This is a genomic window from Pseudoalteromonas sp. Z1A2, assembly GCF_011378755.1.
GTDB lineage: Bacteria > Pseudomonadota > Gammaproteobacteria > Enterobacterales > Alteromonadaceae > Pseudoalteromonas > Pseudoalteromonas distincta.
Window position 1 is genome coordinate 19,330 of the sequence record NZ_WTKX01000036.1, and the last position, 16,105, is coordinate 35,434.

15 protein-coding genes are annotated in these 16,105 nt (G+C 37.8%); 3 read left to right on the plus strand and 12 right to left on the minus strand.

From position 1 onward, the window contains the following. Nucleotide 1 precedes the first annotated feature (1 nt). The 6 genes from phrB to GQR47_RS18565 all read right to left on the minus strand — a co-directional run bounded on the left by phrB (nt 2) and on the right by GQR47_RS18565 (nt 4,809). On the minus strand, nt 2-1,396 hold the full coding sequence (gene phrB / locus GQR47_RS18540; protein WP_165724291.1) for a deoxyribodipyrimidine photo-lyase: 1,395 nt from the start codon (nt 1,394-1,396) through the stop codon (nt 2-4). Continuing rightward, nucleotides 1,396-2,349 (minus strand): DUF523 and DUF1722 domain-containing protein, encoded by a 954-nt coding sequence (locus GQR47_RS18545; protein WP_024606012.1) that lies wholly within the window; start codon nt 2,347-2,349, stop codon nt 1,396-1,398. The genes phrB and GQR47_RS18545 overlap by 1 nt, the downstream gene beginning before the upstream one ends. Nucleotides 2,350-2,357: 8 nt before the next feature. Continuing rightward, on the minus strand, nt 2,358-3,038 hold the full coding sequence (locus tag GQR47_RS18550; RefSeq protein WP_165724293.1) for a ChrR family anti-sigma-E factor: 681 nt from the start codon (nt 3,036-3,038) through the stop codon (nt 2,358-2,360). Then, a complete protein-coding gene (locus GQR47_RS18555) occupies nt 3,031-3,654 on the minus strand; it encodes a sigma-70 family RNA polymerase sigma factor (protein ID WP_024606014.1) in 624 nt (207 codons plus the stop codon). Before GQR47_RS18555 ends, GQR47_RS18550 begins: the two co-directional genes overlap by 8 nt. A gap of 68 nt (nt 3,655-3,722) precedes the next feature. After that, entirely contained in the window at nt 3,723-4,301 is a 579-nt protein-coding gene (locus GQR47_RS18560; protein ID WP_024596915.1) for an LON peptidase substrate-binding domain-containing protein, read from the minus strand. Nucleotides 4,302-4,536: 235 nt separating this feature from the next. Next, a complete protein-coding gene (locus GQR47_RS18565; protein WP_024596914.1) occupies nt 4,537-4,809 on the minus strand; it encodes a hypothetical protein in 273 nt (90 codons plus the stop codon). Nucleotides 4,810-5,107: 298 nt separating this feature from the next. Between GQR47_RS18565 and GQR47_RS18570 the strand changes: the two genes are divergently transcribed. Next, nucleotides 5,108-6,799 carry an alkaline phosphatase D family protein gene (locus GQR47_RS18570; RefSeq protein ID WP_165724294.1) on the plus strand — a complete coding sequence of 564 codons (1,692 nt, stop codon included), beginning with the start codon at nt 5,108-5,110 and terminating at the stop codon, nt 6,797-6,799. A gap of 61 nt (nt 6,800-6,860) precedes the next feature. Here GQR47_RS18570 and GQR47_RS18575 read toward each other — a convergent pair whose 3' ends face one another. Both GQR47_RS18575 and GQR47_RS18580 read right to left on the minus strand, forming a co-directional pair. Then, nucleotides 6,861-8,339 carry a cellulase family glycosylhydrolase gene (locus GQR47_RS18575; RefSeq protein WP_165724296.1) on the minus strand — a complete coding sequence of 493 codons (1,479 nt, stop codon included), beginning with the start codon at nt 8,337-8,339 and terminating at the stop codon, nt 6,861-6,863. Between the two features lie 383 nt (nt 8,340-8,722). After that, on the minus strand, nt 8,723-9,073 hold the full coding sequence (locus tag GQR47_RS18580; RefSeq protein WP_165724298.1) for a hypothetical protein: 351 nt from the start codon (nt 9,071-9,073) through the stop codon (nt 8,723-8,725). A gap of 185 nt (nt 9,074-9,258) precedes the next feature. On the opposite strand from GQR47_RS18580, the gene GQR47_RS18585 reads away from it, so the two are divergent. Beyond that, nucleotides 9,259-9,888 carry a hemolysin III family protein gene (locus GQR47_RS18585; RefSeq protein ID WP_165724300.1) on the plus strand — a complete coding sequence of 210 codons (630 nt, stop codon included), beginning with the start codon at nt 9,259-9,261 and terminating at the stop codon, nt 9,886-9,888. 148 nt (nt 9,889-10,036) lie between these two features. On the opposite strand, the gene GQR47_RS18590 is transcribed toward GQR47_RS18585, so the two are convergent. From GQR47_RS18590 to GQR47_RS18605, 4 genes are all read right to left on the minus strand, one after another. Next, nucleotides 10,037-10,384, minus strand: coding sequence for a hypothetical protein (locus GQR47_RS18590; RefSeq protein ID WP_206016195.1), 348 nt, complete (start codon nt 10,382-10,384; stop codon nt 10,037-10,039). Nucleotides 10,385-10,388: 4 nt separating this feature from the next. Then, complete coding sequence (locus GQR47_RS18595; protein ID WP_154904071.1) at nt 10,389-10,793, minus strand: hypothetical protein; 405 nt, start codon at nt 10,791-10,793, stop codon at nt 10,389-10,391. Between the two features lie 10 nt (nt 10,794-10,803). Continuing rightward, a complete protein-coding gene (locus GQR47_RS18600; RefSeq protein WP_154904072.1) occupies nt 10,804-12,180 on the minus strand; it encodes a hypothetical protein in 1,377 nt (458 codons plus the stop codon). A 268-nt stretch (nt 12,181-12,448) separates the two neighbouring features. Continuing rightward, complete coding sequence (locus tag GQR47_RS18605) at nt 12,449-13,090, minus strand: hypothetical protein (protein WP_154904073.1); 642 nt, start codon at nt 13,088-13,090, stop codon at nt 12,449-12,451. A 462-nt stretch (nt 13,091-13,552) separates the two neighbouring features. Between GQR47_RS18605 and GQR47_RS18610 the strand changes: the two genes are divergently transcribed. Then, nucleotides 13,553-15,994, plus strand: a complete 2,442-nt coding sequence (locus tag GQR47_RS18610; RefSeq protein ID WP_165724302.1) for a hypothetical protein — start codon at nt 13,553-13,555, stop codon at nt 15,992-15,994. Nucleotides 15,995-16,105: the final 111 nt, after the last annotated feature.

The following is a 16,105-nucleotide window of genomic DNA, read 5'->3' on the forward strand; positions in this document are numbered from 1 at the left end:
ATCACACCTTAAATGCAGCAAGTGCACGTTCTCGTGCCGCTTTATGATCAACTATTGCTGGCCAGTAACATTCCTTATCTTTGCCTGTTGCGGCTAAATAAGTGTGTGGAAAATTAATGTGTTTATCTGGCACGTTTTCAAGCTCTGGCAAATACTTACGGATAAACTTGCCCGTTGGATCAAAGCGCTCGCTTTGTCTGATAGGATTAAAAACTCTAAAATAAGGCTGAGCATCACAGCCCGTACTTGCAGCCCACTGCCAACCACCATTATTTGAGGCTAAATCGCCATCAATTAAGTGCTGCATGAAAAAGCGTTCACCTTTACGCCAGTCTATTAATAAATGTTTAGTTAAAAAGCTTGCAACAACCATTCGTAAACGATTATGCATCCAACCGGTTTGCTTAAGTTGTAGCATTGCTGCATCCACTAATGGGTAACCTGTACGCCCTTCGCACCATGCTTTAAAATCGCTTTCACTTTTACGCCACACTACAGCATTATACTTTTCGTTGAAGTTATCGCCGCGCGAAAGCTTCGGAAATTCAGCAATTAAATGTCTGTAAAATTCGCGCCAAACAAGCTCGTTAATCCACGTAAACGTTTTACTTTTTGATGTAGTTAAAATATCAGGATAACGCTGCTGAATATTAATAAGCAGTTGCTTTGTGCTTACAATACCTAGTGCTAAATACGGGCTTAAACCCGATGTGCCTTTTACACTGGGAATATCACGCTGGTCGTCGTAACTTGTAAGTTTGTCGCATATAAAATTATCAACTACGGTAGAGAGTGTTTCGTCGTCAACCGGCCACTTATCTGAGCATCCATCACTTTTTAGTAAGTCGCTTTCATCAAATTTTATTGGCTCAGAAGTTAAAGGCCATTGTGGCAAACTAAAGTGTGTATCTTGATACTGCTTTAACCATGCACGTTTAAAGGGAGTAAACACTTTATACATTTCATTACTTTGATTTTTGACAGAGCCTGCAGGCGCAATTAAATCACCTTCGTACAAAGTAAAAGTAATAGAAAGCTCATCGCATTCATGCAAAATTGCTTTATCGCGGTTTACTTCATTAAGCTCATACTCTGTATTAGCAATTACGTGTTTTACATCGTTTGCTTTACAAAAGTTAATCAGCTCGCGCGTACAATCACTAAAGCTAGGCGCTTCAATAATATGTAAAGTAATACCGTAATCAGCAAGTTGTGATTGAAGATAAGTAACTCGGCGCTTGAGTAAGTCAATCTGAATAGGCGCAGCTTGGTGTTGTTGCCACTGCTTTTCAGACACAAAAAAAATGGCGTGTTTAGCGCCATTATTTAGCGCTTGAATTAACGCTTCATTAGAAAAAAGGCGCAAATCGCGCCTAAACCAAAATAATGTATCCATTAAATACCAAATCGTAGTTTTAAATCGTGAGGGTATGGGTTAAAAAACACTTGTTTTTCAAGGTACTCATTCGGATGAACTTTCAAATGATGTTTTAACAAGGTAAGTGGTACATACAATGGCACCAATCCTTCGCGGTATTCGTCTATCGCATCACGAAGTTCTTGTTTTTCAACCTTCGATAAATCATTTTTAAAGTAGCCTTGTAAATGCATTAGGGTGTTGCAATTATTTCTGCGAGAAGCTGGCTTTTTCAGACCCGTCATCAAACCTAAAATATATTCATCCGCAACTGCATTTATATTGTCACCTACGAACGTTCCAAGCAGATTACCCAAATCTCGATAAGCTTGGTAATTGTGAGCCATCAACAAGTACTTATACTGAGAATGAAATTGAGTAAGCTTGTGAACCGTTAGTGGTTCTTGTACCAACTTTTGCCAATTTTTAAATACGTAAATTCTCATTACAAAGTTTTCACGTAAATGCATATCGTTTAAGCGACCGTTTTCTTCACATGGCAATAATGGGTTGTGCTTCATTATTTGCTCAGCAAAAAAACCAACGCCTTCAGAAGTATTACCTGTTCCTGCTTCGTTGTATATTTTAATGCGCTCCATGCCGCAGCTTGGACTTTTTGCGCAAAATACAAACCCGCTCAACTCTTTAGCTTGTTCTGTTGCAACTTTTTTACCATACTCGGTAAGTTGTTGGCCTACGTCTCCAGTACCATCTGGGCGACATACTTTAATAGTATCTCCCACTTTAACTTGGCGAATAGTTGGTCGAGGTATTGGTAAACCTACCGCTACCTCCGGACAAAACCGTGTATATTCAACGTGTTTACCTAACTCATCCATACAGAAATTTGACTTTTTATGACCTGTGTCAAATCTAACTTTTTCGCCTGCTAAGCAGGCGCTTATACCTATTTTTATTATATCTGTGTGCATAAATTCTCTTAGTAAATCAAATTACCTATTGGATTTAGTAACTTGCTGAAGCCCTTATTAAAATGTAGCGCACTACTGACAACTGTAAAGCACAAACAACCATCTTTTGTTAAAGGAGTATGTTGGTGACTACCATCTTGCCATATAAAGTCACCTGGGACATATTTTCCTTCTTCATCACTAAACTCGCCATCTAGGAGTAAAGTAACTTCAAAGCCAGTGTGCGTGTGTTCTGGTATTTCACCACCAGCATCAATATGTAACAAGCTAGAACGTAATGGGCCATCATCAAGTGCAATACGAGATCTCGCAAGCTTACCCACTTGGGTAAATTTACTGTGAGAAATACGCGTTAGCGCACGTGGAAGCTGATAGTTATGCTCATTAACTTTAATAGAAACAGGCTCTACTTCATAAACTTCGTCGATAGAATCATCAGACGTGATCATATCAAGCACATTCAATTCAAATTCTTCAAGTAACTCAGGTTGCTCAGCTTGAGGTTTCTCATATTGCGCTGGCTCTTCGCTAAATAGTGCGTTTGCATTGGTTGCCTCAATTTTAGCTACTTTAGCTTGGCACACAGGGCACATATCTACATGTATAGAAACGGCTAAACTCAATGATGTAGCAAGTGATGCATCGCAATACTGTGTCAGTAAAGTTTCACTCGGGTGATGTTTAATCATGCTGATCTCCCATTTCATTACGTAATTTTTGCAAGGCCAAACGTAATCGTGATTTTACCGTGCCTACTGGAATATTAAGTTGATGTGCAAGTTGCTCTTGCGACATGTCTTGAAAATAAACGCCTCTTACCACTTCGCGTTGAGCAATAGGTAATTTGTCTAAATAACGTTTAATTTGTTTATCTTCTAAATGATCACTGTATTCGTAATGTGTATCTTGTGATTCGTTTAATAACGGCCAAATATCTTCGCTTATGTTTTCTTCTTTATTACTTTTCATTTTACGAAGCATATCGAATGAAGCGTTACGCATAACGGTATAAACCCAAGTAGTAGCCGCACCTTTATCACTGTGATACAAATGTGCTTTACGCCAAACAGATGTTAACGTCTCTTGCACAAGCTCCATTGCTTGAGCTTCAACACCAAATTGCTTAATTCCAAAGCGTTTAATTTTTGGCGCAAAGTATTCAAATAAATAGGAAAATGCTTTTTTATCGCGTGACTGTGCAACATCTATAAGCGCTTGCATGAGTTCTTTACTCGGCGTTTCTGGCATGGCAGTGTACTTACCTGTATTAGGTTCACAACGTGGTGATTGTTGTTGACTTACCATAATAATTTATCCCGTTATTGCTTTTGTATTAAGTAATACGGGCAATAATTAATTTAGGATCATAAAATTTAGGCAAATTCGTTATTAATCACAGTATGGAGGAAATTCAGTAAGTTATCAAAGTTCGTTTCAAACGCAAGTTGCTGTTTTTTCTCAATAGAAATAGGTAGGAGCTCAAGCCAACGGGCTGCAATCCAAGGCAGTTTGTCAAAGTGAGTTTTTTTGTACAGTAAATTAAGTTCCGGATTACTTTTAAACACGTTTAAAAGCGCATCATGCAATAAGTCATGTTCGCCAACTGAGTTGTTAGAATCCTTATACCAATATGGCGTATTACAAGAAGACACCAAACCATGTCGCAGTTCGTCCTCGTCTTGATAAACGTCATTTATTTGAACGCTTTGAGAAGCAAACACATCGATTAATAATACATCGTTGTCGTCTTGGTCAAAATCAATAATATCAACAAGGCAACCTTGCGCGCTTATATTAAATGGTGTGTCGTGCTCAAATGTACAAAGCACAAACCCTGTATTGTTTTTTAATGCGGTTTTAACCATATTTAAATAGCGAGGCTCAAATATGCGTAATCGCGTATAGCCTTCAGGTAACATAAAAATGGGTAATGGAAAAATCGCACGTTTCATAAAGTCTACTTCTTTCAAACACTCTGCCTTTATTTACGTGCGCTTTTGCTAAGTCGATCAGCTTTGTATGAATCGAATTAATTACCAGCTATATAATTGGCTAAAGATTAAACCAACCTCCCATAGCTTTAAACACTTGAACCGAGTAATAAGCGCTAATCATACTGACTACGGGTGCTAACATTAATGCAAACAATCCAAGTTCACTGCTCATCGTTTTAATCCTTTAAATAATTTATTTTACGTTTTTTATACTAGTGTCAGTATTTTTAAGCGTTGTGCTATGTGTTAAAACGGGCTCATCTAATAAACCCTCTAAAACAGTTTTAGCATCAAAATAAAGCGTTTCCTTTAGTGATTTTTCAAGCTCGATTGTGGTTTGCTTTACGTAGCTTGCTACACTTTGAGTTAATATATCAGTTACATCTAGGTCCACTTCTGTTGCATGTACTTGCGCAGAACCTAATACTAATAAACTTGCCATAGCGATTTTAATTGAATGTTTCATAATGGTATTCCTTGTTTGTGTATTGTTTAGACGTAGTTACATACTCAAGGGTTGTGCCAACATAAAAATAAATCGTAAGCAACTGTAATTAAACAATTTTACATGCATCTCTTTAATTTAAAAAATTCATACCTTGTTAATTTAACCATTTAATTTAATTTTTTGACTACTTTTTAGTTAATAAATAAAAGGGTTTAAATGTATTAATACCGTCACACTAAATACATTTAGCGTTTATAAAAACGTCATATCTACCCGCTAAAGTGCACACCACTATAAATAATTCAAAAAGTGCAGTATGACCCTTTCATCACGTCGAAATTTCTTAAAAACCTCAGCAGCAAGCATATTTACCGTCGCAGTATCGAGTGCCATTACAGGTTGTGCTCAAACATTAACAAACAAACCACTATCGGCTATTGAATTTAAACACGGTGTAGCCAGTGGCGATCCGCTCAATAATGCTTTAATAATTTGGACACGTGCAACTACTTCTCAATCAAATTTTGAAGTTACTGCTGCTTGGGAACTGGCAAGTGACTCTCAATTTAAAAACATCATCCGCAGCGGGCGCGAACAAACAGATAAAAGCAGAGACTTTACAATAAAAATAGATGTGCAAGAACTTGCTCCAAGCACAGAGTACTTTTATCGGTTTATGGGTTTAAATAAACAAAGCCCAATTGGCCGTGCTAAAACACTACCAATAAATAACATTGAACAAGTAAAAATGGCTGTTGTGTCGTGCTCAAACTATCCTGCTGGGTACTTTAATGCCTACACCGATGCCGCTAAACAAAAAGATTTAGATGTGGTACTGCATTTGGGAGATTACATTTACGAATACCCAATGGGCGGATACGCTACCGAAAATGCTGAAAAAATTGGCCGCCAATTAGCAGCCGATAACAGTGGTGAAATTATTACCCTTAGCGACTATCGTAAGCGCTATGCTATTTACAGAACAGACCAAGGCCTTCAAGCTCTTCACGCTGCAGCGCCTTTTATTGCAATATGGGATGATCACGAAGTTACCAACGATACCTATAAAAGTGGTGCTGAAAATCATACCCCTGATGAAGGTGACTTTTTTGAGCGCCGTGCAGCAGCTATTCAAGCCTATTACGAATGGCTGCCAATTAGGCCGCCAATGGGCGAACAAAGCCCGCAAATATACCGCACCTTTGATTTTGGTAATTTAATAAGCTTACACATGCTAGATACTCGCGTAATAGCACGCGATAAACAACTCGCTTACAGCGACTATAAAAACCTAGAGACCAAACAAATGGATGTTGCGCGCTTTGCCAGTGATTTAAATAATCCAAATAGGCAGTTACTAGGTAACACACAACTAAACTGGCTCACCAGTGCAATAACTAAATCAAATGCAAAATGGCAAGTATTGGGCCAGCAAGTATTGATGACTAAAATGTGGCTACCTACTGAAATATTCTCGCAATCCGATCGCACTAAAATACCGCAGGTGTTAAAAGAGCTTGTTACCATTAAAAAAGCCGTGTTAGCTAATAAAGCGGTAACACCCGAGCAACTCGCACGTGTAAATACTTTAATGCCTTACAATTTAGATGCGTGGGATGGTTATCCAAGCGAGCGCGAAGCATTATACAAAAGCGTTACCGCATTAAATAAAAAGTTAGTCGTGGTTGCAGGTGATACGCACAATGCGTGGCATGGCACATTAAAAAATGCAAAAGGCGAAAGCGTAGGAGTAGAATTTGCAACGCCTGGTGTTACATCCCCGGGTATGGAGCATTATTTAGCGCTTAATACAGCACAAGCAAAGCAAATGGCTGACTCGCTTTCATTGTTAATAAACGACTTAAACTATTGTGACTTATCACACCGTGGTTATATGTTACTGACTATTACTAAAGAGCAAATTACTAGCGATTGGCGCTATATAGATAACATAAATTCCCCAAGCTACAACATCACTGATCAACACCAAAGTGTTTATAAAGGCTAATACTTTTAAAAAGAAGGTAAATTGTATTATTTACCTTCTTCGCATATTTTATTTAACGCGTTTAACTACAGCTATAGATAAGCGTCCACGAAGCATCACTTCCTGGAATGCTGTTTGTATACCAATTTGCGCTGTATGCATTACCTTGATATTGCATTTTATCGTCTGTGTTATTGTGAGTAAACGCACCGGCCGAATAATCTTTTTTTACCCAATTAGGATATGTATTAATACCATTACAATCTGTTGAACTTACAACACTGCATCCGTTTGTATCAACACTTGTACCAGCGGGTGTATCTGGGCACTGATCAATATCATCATTCACTCCATCGTTATCCGCATCGCTTTGTGGTTCAACTACTTCAACAACGCAACCTACATTATTAACAGTTTCACCTACAGGTGTATTAGGGCATTGATCAACACTATCGCTAATACCATCGCCATCGCTGTCAGTTACTTCACAACCAATACTATCAACCGTTGTACCTGCGGGAGTATTATCGCACTGATCAAGGCTGTCACTTATACCATCTCCATCAGAGTCTAAAGCAACCGTACTACCACCCCAACCTTGAATGATCTCTTTAACTTTAGCGCCTGAAGCGGTTAATGAATTCCAACTACCGCCTGGGGTAAATAACGAAGCACCTTCGTTTTTATCGTTTAAAGCCCAGTTAGCGTGGCTAATATTGTTTGTTTTAAAAAATGCCATCCATGCATCAGTTTCATTAGCATTAACACCACCATTGCCATCAGCATTAACTGTTCCCCACTCTGTAGCAAATAGTGCAATGCCGTTATCGAGTGCTGTTTGTGCTTTATTTCGATACGATTGACCATGTGTGCCAGCATAAAAATGCAGAGTGTAAGCAATATTAGCGCCATCTATCGGGTTTTGTGATGCCACATCAACATCTTGCGACCACGTAGGCGTACCAACCACAATTAAGTTATCAGGATCGATTGCTCTAATTTTATCAATAACTGTTTCTGCGTAAGGCTTAATATCGTTAGCCCACGAGATTTGTAACGGCTCGTTATAAATTTCATAAATAACATTGTCGTACTGCCCATATTTAGTAGCTACCTCTTCAAAAAAGCGAACTGCAGTTGCTTGATCGGTATGTGCTTCATGGCTATGAAAATCAATAATAACGTACATATCTTCGCTAATAGCTGCGTTTACAACAGTATCAAGACGGCTCATATTGCCCTCCCAATCAAAGTTCAAACTACCACCAGTACTCGTACCATGCCCAATAGCTGCACGAATTAATGTTGCATTAAATTCAGTTTTTGCCTTTGCTACTGTTTGTGCTGTATAAAACTTTTCAGCGCCCCACCCCGTATTACTCCAAAATAGGCTAGGTCCTGCAAAGCTTGTGTTATCTCCACCTGCAAGAATTTGATTCCCACTCACCGTTAACTTCTCAACAGCGGCATTGGCCATGGTTGAGCACCCTAATAATAAAGCTAACGATAAGCTCGCCACTTTAAAATCCTTTCTTTTATGATTATTTGAACTGTTATTCATCGTATTTCCTTAAATTGAAATTATCAGTCGTCATTGCTTGATGTAATAAATTGACACAAAACCAACACTTAATAGTTAAACAAAGTTAATTTGGCGAGCAAAAAGTATCATTTATTTATTAACATTAAATGAATAAAAAGGAACAAGGAGAAGGGTTTTAATTAACTAAGTATCAACAAGTGAGCAATTTAACGAGGTTTGAGGATTTTACTGGGTATATACAGGTATTTACACGATGTTTACATGGTGCAGGCAAAAATCTCGGTTACAAAAAATATGTATAAAAATGGAAAAAGCGGTAATAATTATTACCGCCATCAATAATAGCTAAATATCAGAGTAAATATTAATAAGCCAACCAAACCGAGTTCTGATTAACTGGCTTATTTTTTAGTAGGCAGCGCTTTTCTGCCCAAACGATATGCATCCAGCATACTCAGCACCCAAATTATAATCATTAAAGGTACATACTTATATTCAGCGAGTTTAGCGCAGGCGTCGGAAGGTTGTTGCGCGGCTTTTAAAATGGCCTTAACCGACATAGGAATTTTACCGTGTACAATTTCATTTGCAGTACACTGTGCAATCGCAAATATATCTTGAAAGGTTAAAATTAAAAAAACAGTAAATACACCCGCAAAAATAGCGCCTATTAGGTGTTTTTTTAAAGAGAAATGCCCCGCTCCAGGATAAACAATGGCGGTAAGTAAAGCAGCTTTTAGATCTTGTTTCATTGTTATTTCAGCTCGTAATATGTATTACACTAGACACCAACATAGTGAATTAATTCTCTTTAAAATCAAGTAAAAGCTAAAGTAGCGTATCAAATAAAGTTATTTAGAATTACTCACAGCTAAGATTGAAACCTTCAGCGTACAGTTGTACACTGAAATTAATTCCAATAGTGGTAGGAACAGTTATGTCGTTAGAAGCGCCTTATTCCCGTAAAGAAGAGAAATTAAACGTAATCAGCCATGCACTCGGTATTATATTTGCCGCATTTGTTATGTGGGATTTATTTAGCCAAGCCACCAGCACTAAAGCGTATATTAGTACTGCAATTTATGGCAGCAGCCTATTTGTGCTGTTTTTGTCATCCACTTTGTACCACGCCAGTATTCAACCGCGCTTAAGAGCCTTTTATAAAAAGTGCGATCACTGCGCCATATACTTATTAATTGCCGGCACCTACACTCCCTTTTTATTAATCTCATTATCCGGTGCTTGGTCATGGGCCACACTTACATTTATTTGGGCGGTGGCACTGGCGGGCGTGGCGTACAAAGTATTTGTAAAAAACGGTAATAAAAAAATATCACTCGCCACCTACTTACTCATGGGCTGGTTTGCACTGGCTATTGTATATCCGCTCTACTCTAGTGTTGATGTAAAAGCACTTTACTGGCTACTTGCCGGCGGTATTTTTTATAGTTTAGGTACATTATTTTACAGCGCTAAAAGCACCCAATTTAGCCACGCTATCTGGCACTTATTTGTTATTGCTGGGTGTGTTTGCCATTATATTTCAATTAGTAATTATGTTTATTAGGCAGGTAAAGCCATGTAGAATGGTCTGGTTTGAGCGAGAAGCAGACGGTCGGTTAAACTCGTTTTTGGACAAAGATGAGTTAGAGCCAAAGGACGGCTTTGTGCCAAAAGCGGGCATTCAGCACATAGTCATTTGTTAAGCGATTTTACTACTTTACGTACCAAGTCTGTTTCGAACCATCCCAACCATAATGCTTATTGTGGAAAGCATTCATTGAAGCGACATATTGAGATAGTATCAACGTAACATCACTTACCTGAGGGATGTCGTCTTCCTCAAGAAGGTCTAAAAAGTCGATAGAGTCTTCATCTTTGAGAACTGTTCTAACTTTATCTAATAAACGATTGGCTATTTTAATCTTGCTCTTACTAACCGCAGAGTCAGGTTTTTTCTTAGATAATTCTTTAAACTCTAAATACATAGCATTTAGCAGAGGCATCATATTATCATGGGTTTTTGCCTTGTCATTAGACGTATATAATTTATCTATACTCACTTTTTCAGTCCTTTAATTTCTTAGGTTTAATGGTACGAATTAACACCATACCCTCTTCATCTAGTTTATCTTCATCATTTCCTTGAACGCGCCAGTACCAAGCGCCACGGTTGATTACAACATTGTCTGCTCTTTGCTTTTCAAAACACTGTAAATACTGCGAAAGTATAAATACAACATCACTATTTTGTGGGATATCATCCTCATCGAAGTTGTCGAAGTCATCGAATGGCTTGTATTTTTCCGCCAAATAGTCATTACTTTGTGATATCAGCTTATTAACAAACTTGAGTTTGAACTTGTTAACCGCGTCATTTGGATTTTTCTTAGACAGCAAGGAAATTTCTTCATAGGTACTCGATAATTGCCCTGATAGCTTTTCAAATGTATCCACGTTATTTCTGTTCATTACAGTTCCTTTAAGAGGGACAAGAGCGTCTAAATTCAATGTACTTTTTCTTTAAAACTTCAATTGGCGCACGCTGTTTACTTTCGTAAACATCGACCATTAACTTCAAATCATCATCAGTAATTGCAATTATGCACTTTCTTTGTGAGGCCCATAAATCAATAGTGTTGCTAAACATTGCTTTGGGTAATGGATTTCTTGTAAGAAATATCCCAAACCTACCAATATTTGGTTGAAGATAGCGGTTAAGCTGATTTACGTGGTCCCTTTCAATTTTCTTTACATTTTTCATCTCTATTACAAGTTGACGATTCTCATATTCAGTAAATATTTCATCGAGAAAATCAATATCTCGATTATTGTAAAATATCAAATCACGAATATGACGGCCTGATTCTGTTCGGCTCTGTGTTTGTGCGAAGTCCAAATGCGGATAGAATAGAGTCGCTAATAAGTCCGCTGATAATTCCTCATATTTTATATCTGCACCGTTTTCTTTTCCTGAGTTAAGCTTTAAAAGGTCGCTTAATTTTCTTTTCGCAGATAAGACAGGAATCTGACTAAACAATGGGTCGTTTTGGCAATCTTGAGAAGTTCTTTCCTTGTATCTTATATATTCTTCGATGACACCATAATTATCTCTATTGAAGTTTAATATTTTAACTCGCTCTTCTGGCTCATTAGGGTTAAAAATTTCATCTCTAGGACAATGAGATTTAAAATAGTCCTCGAAATTAATACAGGGATTAAATCTAAGCCAACGCTTTGGTGTAAAAATCAAAGGCTCTTTAGTATTAGGGTTAACTGGAAGATATGCCTTTTGATTTAACTCAAAAGAATTTTTTTGGTAATTATATACAGAATCAAGAATGACACCCTCTGTTGGGATTCCATTAATAGCACATTGTTCAATCGTATAATCAATCAGGAAAGATTTTATATAATTACAAGCAATATCACTAATTCTGTCTTTTGATATACCACCAACATATAGTTGGATTAGCTCAAAATGGGTGAAGCCAAATTGACTATATTCAGGTATATCTTTAAATAAATTAAGAACCTCAATAGCTTGCTTTTTACCTATCCTTTGCCCCCTGCGTTTCTTTGCTACACCCAACCCAACTTCTGGACATTCAGACAAGTTAATAAGAGTTTCTATGGCCTCAGTTTCCCTGCCTTTTTTTATTAGAAAATTTAGGTGGTTAAAAGAGTTTGTTATAGCTGTATGCAAAGACTGATCTTGCATAGATGGAGACTTCCATAAGAGAAATGGGTCCACATATAGGGGAATGTCTTCATCAAATAATTGAATAGCAAAGTCTAAATCATGTTGTGATTTATGTATTCCATGATGATCAGTTATTCTTGGCCTGAATATATCCATATGCACCTTATTTCTTGAATCGTTTAACAGCTTTATCAGAGTACACTCTCCCTATTTTCACGCGAAAACGTCCTTATTTTATGAACTTATACTGATAGCAAATAGTGTAAGTTATTGCCAGCTAAAAATATTATACTTGCCGTAGCTTTTTTAACATATGGAAAAGGTAAATATTTCCTCTTATTATTACTAGGCTAACGGCGACCCTGAATAGTTGAAGTTCGACTAAGTGCCAACGGTGGCGAAGCCGCCCTGCTGCTTTTGCTTGTTATATGCATATACGCACCATTGGTATACTCACACCATGTTCAAGAGCATCTTTTGCAAAATTGTTGTTCTCAATACTAAAACCGTGTGATTTAAAATATTTAATTTGGTGATCTGAGGCGGCCGAAAGCGTAACGTTCGAAATACGATTTTTCTTACCGTAAGCAATAATATTTACTAGTAATTTGGCAAACAGACCAAGGCTACGATATTCATGAAAATGATGCTTTTTCTCATTCTCTGGTACTGGTTCATATGGGTTGCTAAATTCAACATCCGATATATGTAAGTTATTTGGATAAACTCTAGCAAGAAGCAATTGACCACAAATGTTATTTTCTAGTTCAGGATCTTGTACCTTGGCATGCACTAGCATTATGTCTTGAAGAACTTTTCTTTTCATAACCTTCTCAACTTCTTTGAAAAGAAATGGATTCCCGCTATCAAAGTGTTTGCTTAACTTGCGTGGGTTAACTTTAGCCCCTGACTCAATATAATGCATCCAAGAGTTACCACCGATTTCACATAAGCAATTCGGTTCAAGTTTGGCAATAGTGTCTACGTCTTCCATGAAGTAGTATTCGAGGGTGACTTCGGCTTCAAACTTGTCTTGTAACTCTTCGGCTGGATATATCTCTTCCATGCGCACTAAACCTCCTAGCATTTAATAATCTAACTATGCGCGAGCGCGCATATTTCTACCTGTCTCACGCTCACTTATCTACTTTGTACAGTTTTAGCAAATTACCTAAGACATTACTATCACTAAGTTTTCTATCTCCTACAAGAAAAGCTGGGGCGAACAATATGAACACATTGATCATTTAAATGAATATATAAGAAAATAGTTGCTTAAGCGTCTAATTTAGTCATCATATTTTAATCTAAAACAATGACAACAAATCGCTCTTTGACGAAGTTCGGCTCTGTGCCAGCGGACCTTCAATCGTAGCTCGTTTCTGCCCCATTGTGAGTTAAGCAGTCTTCAGCACAAATTTTTAAGCCAGCTTATTTGACCTAGTTATTCTAATCAAATTATTATGCCATTTGTTGCTTTTCTCATGTGCACCAATTTGAGATAGCCTTATATTATTAAGGATGAAGAATGAACGATCTACATCAGGCTCGACAAGTCTTTTTTGAGCTAGCTGAAAAGTATGGAAAGGCAGATATTAAAAATGAAGCACAAACTCGTTTTCATATCATAGATAGGGTTTTGGAAGATTGCTTTAACTGGCGAGACGATATTGAAGTTGAAAAATATGAGTCAAAAAATGGCTTTACTGACTATGAGTTAGGAAAACCAAGAATACTTGTTGTAGAAGCTAAACGAGAAGGTATCCCATTTGATATACCTGCGGGTCTATCTAAACAGTTGACGGTTCCGATTCAATCTCTTTTCGAAGCTAATACAGCTCTTAAAGAAGCTATTGAACAAGTGCAGGCTTATTGTGCTAGACGAGGTGTTCCCTTGGCGCTAGTTACCAATGGTCACCAATATGTAGCATTTTTGGCTTCGCGTACCGATGGTGTTGATGTTCTGGATGGAGATGCACTAGTTTTTACTTCACTTGATCATATGCATCATCACTTCACTCAAGCTTGGAACTGCTTATCAAAAGCAGGCATAGAAGAGAATAGACTTTTTAGACTATTGACTATTGGTGATAAAAGGCTTCCAAATAAGCTTTCAAGCCAATTAGTCGATTATCCAAGGATTAGGTACCCAAGTGAAGTACAAGCTTCACTTAAACAGCTTTCTGAGTTGTTCATACAAGATGTAATGGATAACCCTGAGCTAGAGAGTAATTTCTACAAAGACTGTTACTGCGAAAGTGGAGCGTTAAATAAATATGCTCTACTGAGCAAGAATGTACTTGAAGCAAGGTACGCTGCAATCTTTAGTGCATCAGAAGAGCAACCATCAGTTCAACCTGTAAAATCCAAAAAAGGCTCAAATTTTTCGCCTGATATCGTAGCGGAAGCATTGTCCAGACGTCCTATAGTTCTGATAGGGGATGTGGGAGTAGGAAAAACATCATTCGTAAAGAATTTAAGGCATAACAGCGCACACGAAGAGTTTAGTAAGGCTATTTATGTCTACATTGACTTAGGTGCAAATGCTTCTCTCAATACAGACATAAACTCATTTATTTTGGATCAGATTGAGCATCAGTTACTAAGTCAATATGAAGTTGACACCTATGATAAGAGTTTTATTCATGGGATGTATAATAGTGAAATTCGAAGGTTTGCCAACGGCTTATGGGGAGGTTACAAAGATTCAAACCCAGAAAAATACCAAGAAAAGCTTATAGAAGTACTGGCAAACCTTGTAGAAAACAAAAGTAACCATATGAAGCGCTCGGTAGAACATATTGCGAAGGGGCGAAAAAAACAAGTCATAATTTGTATTGACAATGCTGACCAACGAGACTTCGACATTCAACAGGAAGCCTTTATTATTTCTCAAGAGCTAGCCAAAGAGTGGAAAGCTACTGTATTTCTGTCTGTGCGACCACAAACGTTTTATAAGTCTAAACGTTCAGGGGCGTTAACAGCTTACCCACATAAAATCTTTACCATCTCTCCACCACGTGTAGACCAAGTTGTGGAAAAAAGGCTACGGTTCGCAGCTAAATTAGCTAGAGGAGAGCATGCGATCGATTTACCTTCTGTTCGATCTGAGAATTTAGCCTTATTCTTGGAAGCATTAGTTCGATCCCTACAAAATAACAGAGAGCTAAACGAGTTCTTAACGAACATTACTGGTGGCAATATTCGCGCGGTAATAGAGTTCGTTACTGGCTTCATAGGATCTCCGAACGTAGAGGCACAAAAGATAATTGATATCATGGAGAAGGAAGGAGAATATCGAATTCCTGTACATGAGTTTTCTAAACAGGCCCTTTTAGGTGATCACTCTCACTACAGTCCAGATACATCAATTTCAATGAACGTGCTCGATATATGTAATGCAGATCCAAATGAACACTTCTTAGTCCCAGTTATTATTTCGTATCTTGATACGAAAGGTGGTCATTTGGACAAGGATGGATTTTGTAGGACAGAAACTTTGATAGAGGAATGTCAAAATGCTGGCTTTACAGCAAATCAGGTAGAATCCGCATTGAGGAGAGCCACGAACAAAAAGCTGATAGAAACCTCGCTAAGAGTTACGTTTGAAGAAGACGAAGATAGTAATCTTATCGGAGATATGCCAGATAGCTTTAGGGTAACTACTATCGGTGCGTATCATATCAAGAGGTGGCTCGGTGAATTTGCATATCTTGATGCGATGCTTTTTGACACCCCAATAATGGAAGAACTTTCCAGAAACGAACTAATAGCAGACTTATCATGCTTAAAAATTGCGAGCCGATATGCAAGAACAACCATTTTTAGAGAGTACTTGAGAAGTTGCTGGCGAGCTTATAGTAACGCTCCCTCATACTTCGATCTTGAGGAGGCATTTTCAATGGGAGATGACAGTTTCCAAAGGGTTTGTAAAGCAATCGAGAAATACGAAATGGATGAGAATAAGTAATCTGTATTATTTTAGTACTTGAAACGTAAGCGTCTAGCGAACCACACCTAGCATCGATGTTCTGATTATCTAAAAATACCTGCTCAATGATAAATTCGGAGCAGGTGATGA

Excerpts from the sequence above, each read along its gene's own strand:
- phrB (WP_165724291.1), bottom strand. The coding sequence starts at position 1,396 with ATGGATACATTATTTTGGTTTAGGCGCGATTTGCGCCTTTTTTCTAAT.
- GQR47_RS18545 (WP_024606012.1), bottom strand. The coding sequence starts at position 2,349 with ATGCACACAGATATAATAAAAATAGGTATAAGCGCCTGCTTAGCAGGC.
- GQR47_RS18550 (WP_165724293.1), bottom strand. The coding sequence starts at position 3,038 with ATGATTAAACATCACCCGAGTGAAACTTTACTGACACAGTATTGCGAT.
- GQR47_RS18555 (WP_024606014.1), bottom strand. The coding sequence starts at position 3,654 with ATGGTAAGTCAACAACAATCACCACGTTGTGAACCTAATACAGGTAAG.
- GQR47_RS18560 (WP_024596915.1), bottom strand. The coding sequence starts at position 4,301 with ATGAAACGTGCGATTTTTCCATTACCCATTTTTATGTTACCTGAAGGC.
- GQR47_RS18565 (WP_024596914.1), bottom strand. The coding sequence starts at position 4,809 with ATGAAACATTCAATTAAAATCGCTATGGCAAGTTTATTAGTATTAGGT.
- GQR47_RS18570 (WP_165724294.1), top strand. The coding sequence starts at position 5,108 with ATGACCCTTTCATCACGTCGAAATTTCTTAAAAACCTCAGCAGCAAGC.
- GQR47_RS18575 (WP_165724296.1), bottom strand. The coding sequence starts at position 8,339 with ATGAATAACAGTTCAAATAATCATAAAAGAAAGGATTTTAAAGTGGCG.
- GQR47_RS18580 (WP_165724298.1), bottom strand. The coding sequence starts at position 9,073 with ATGAAACAAGATCTAAAAGCTGCTTTACTTACCGCCATTGTTTATCCT.
- GQR47_RS18585 (WP_165724300.1), top strand. The coding sequence starts at position 9,259 with ATGTCGTTAGAAGCGCCTTATTCCCGTAAAGAAGAGAAATTAAACGTA.
- GQR47_RS18595 (WP_154904071.1), bottom strand. The coding sequence starts at position 10,793 with ATGAACAGAAATAACGTGGATACATTTGAAAAGCTATCAGGGCAATTA.
- GQR47_RS18600 (WP_154904072.1), bottom strand. The coding sequence starts at position 12,180 with ATGGATATATTCAGGCCAAGAATAACTGATCATCATGGAATACATAAA.
- GQR47_RS18605 (WP_154904073.1), bottom strand. The coding sequence starts at position 13,090 with ATGGAAGAGATATATCCAGCCGAAGAGTTACAAGACAAGTTTGAAGCC.
- GQR47_RS18610 (WP_165724302.1), top strand. The coding sequence starts at position 13,553 with ATGAACGATCTACATCAGGCTCGACAAGTCTTTTTTGAGCTAGCTGAA.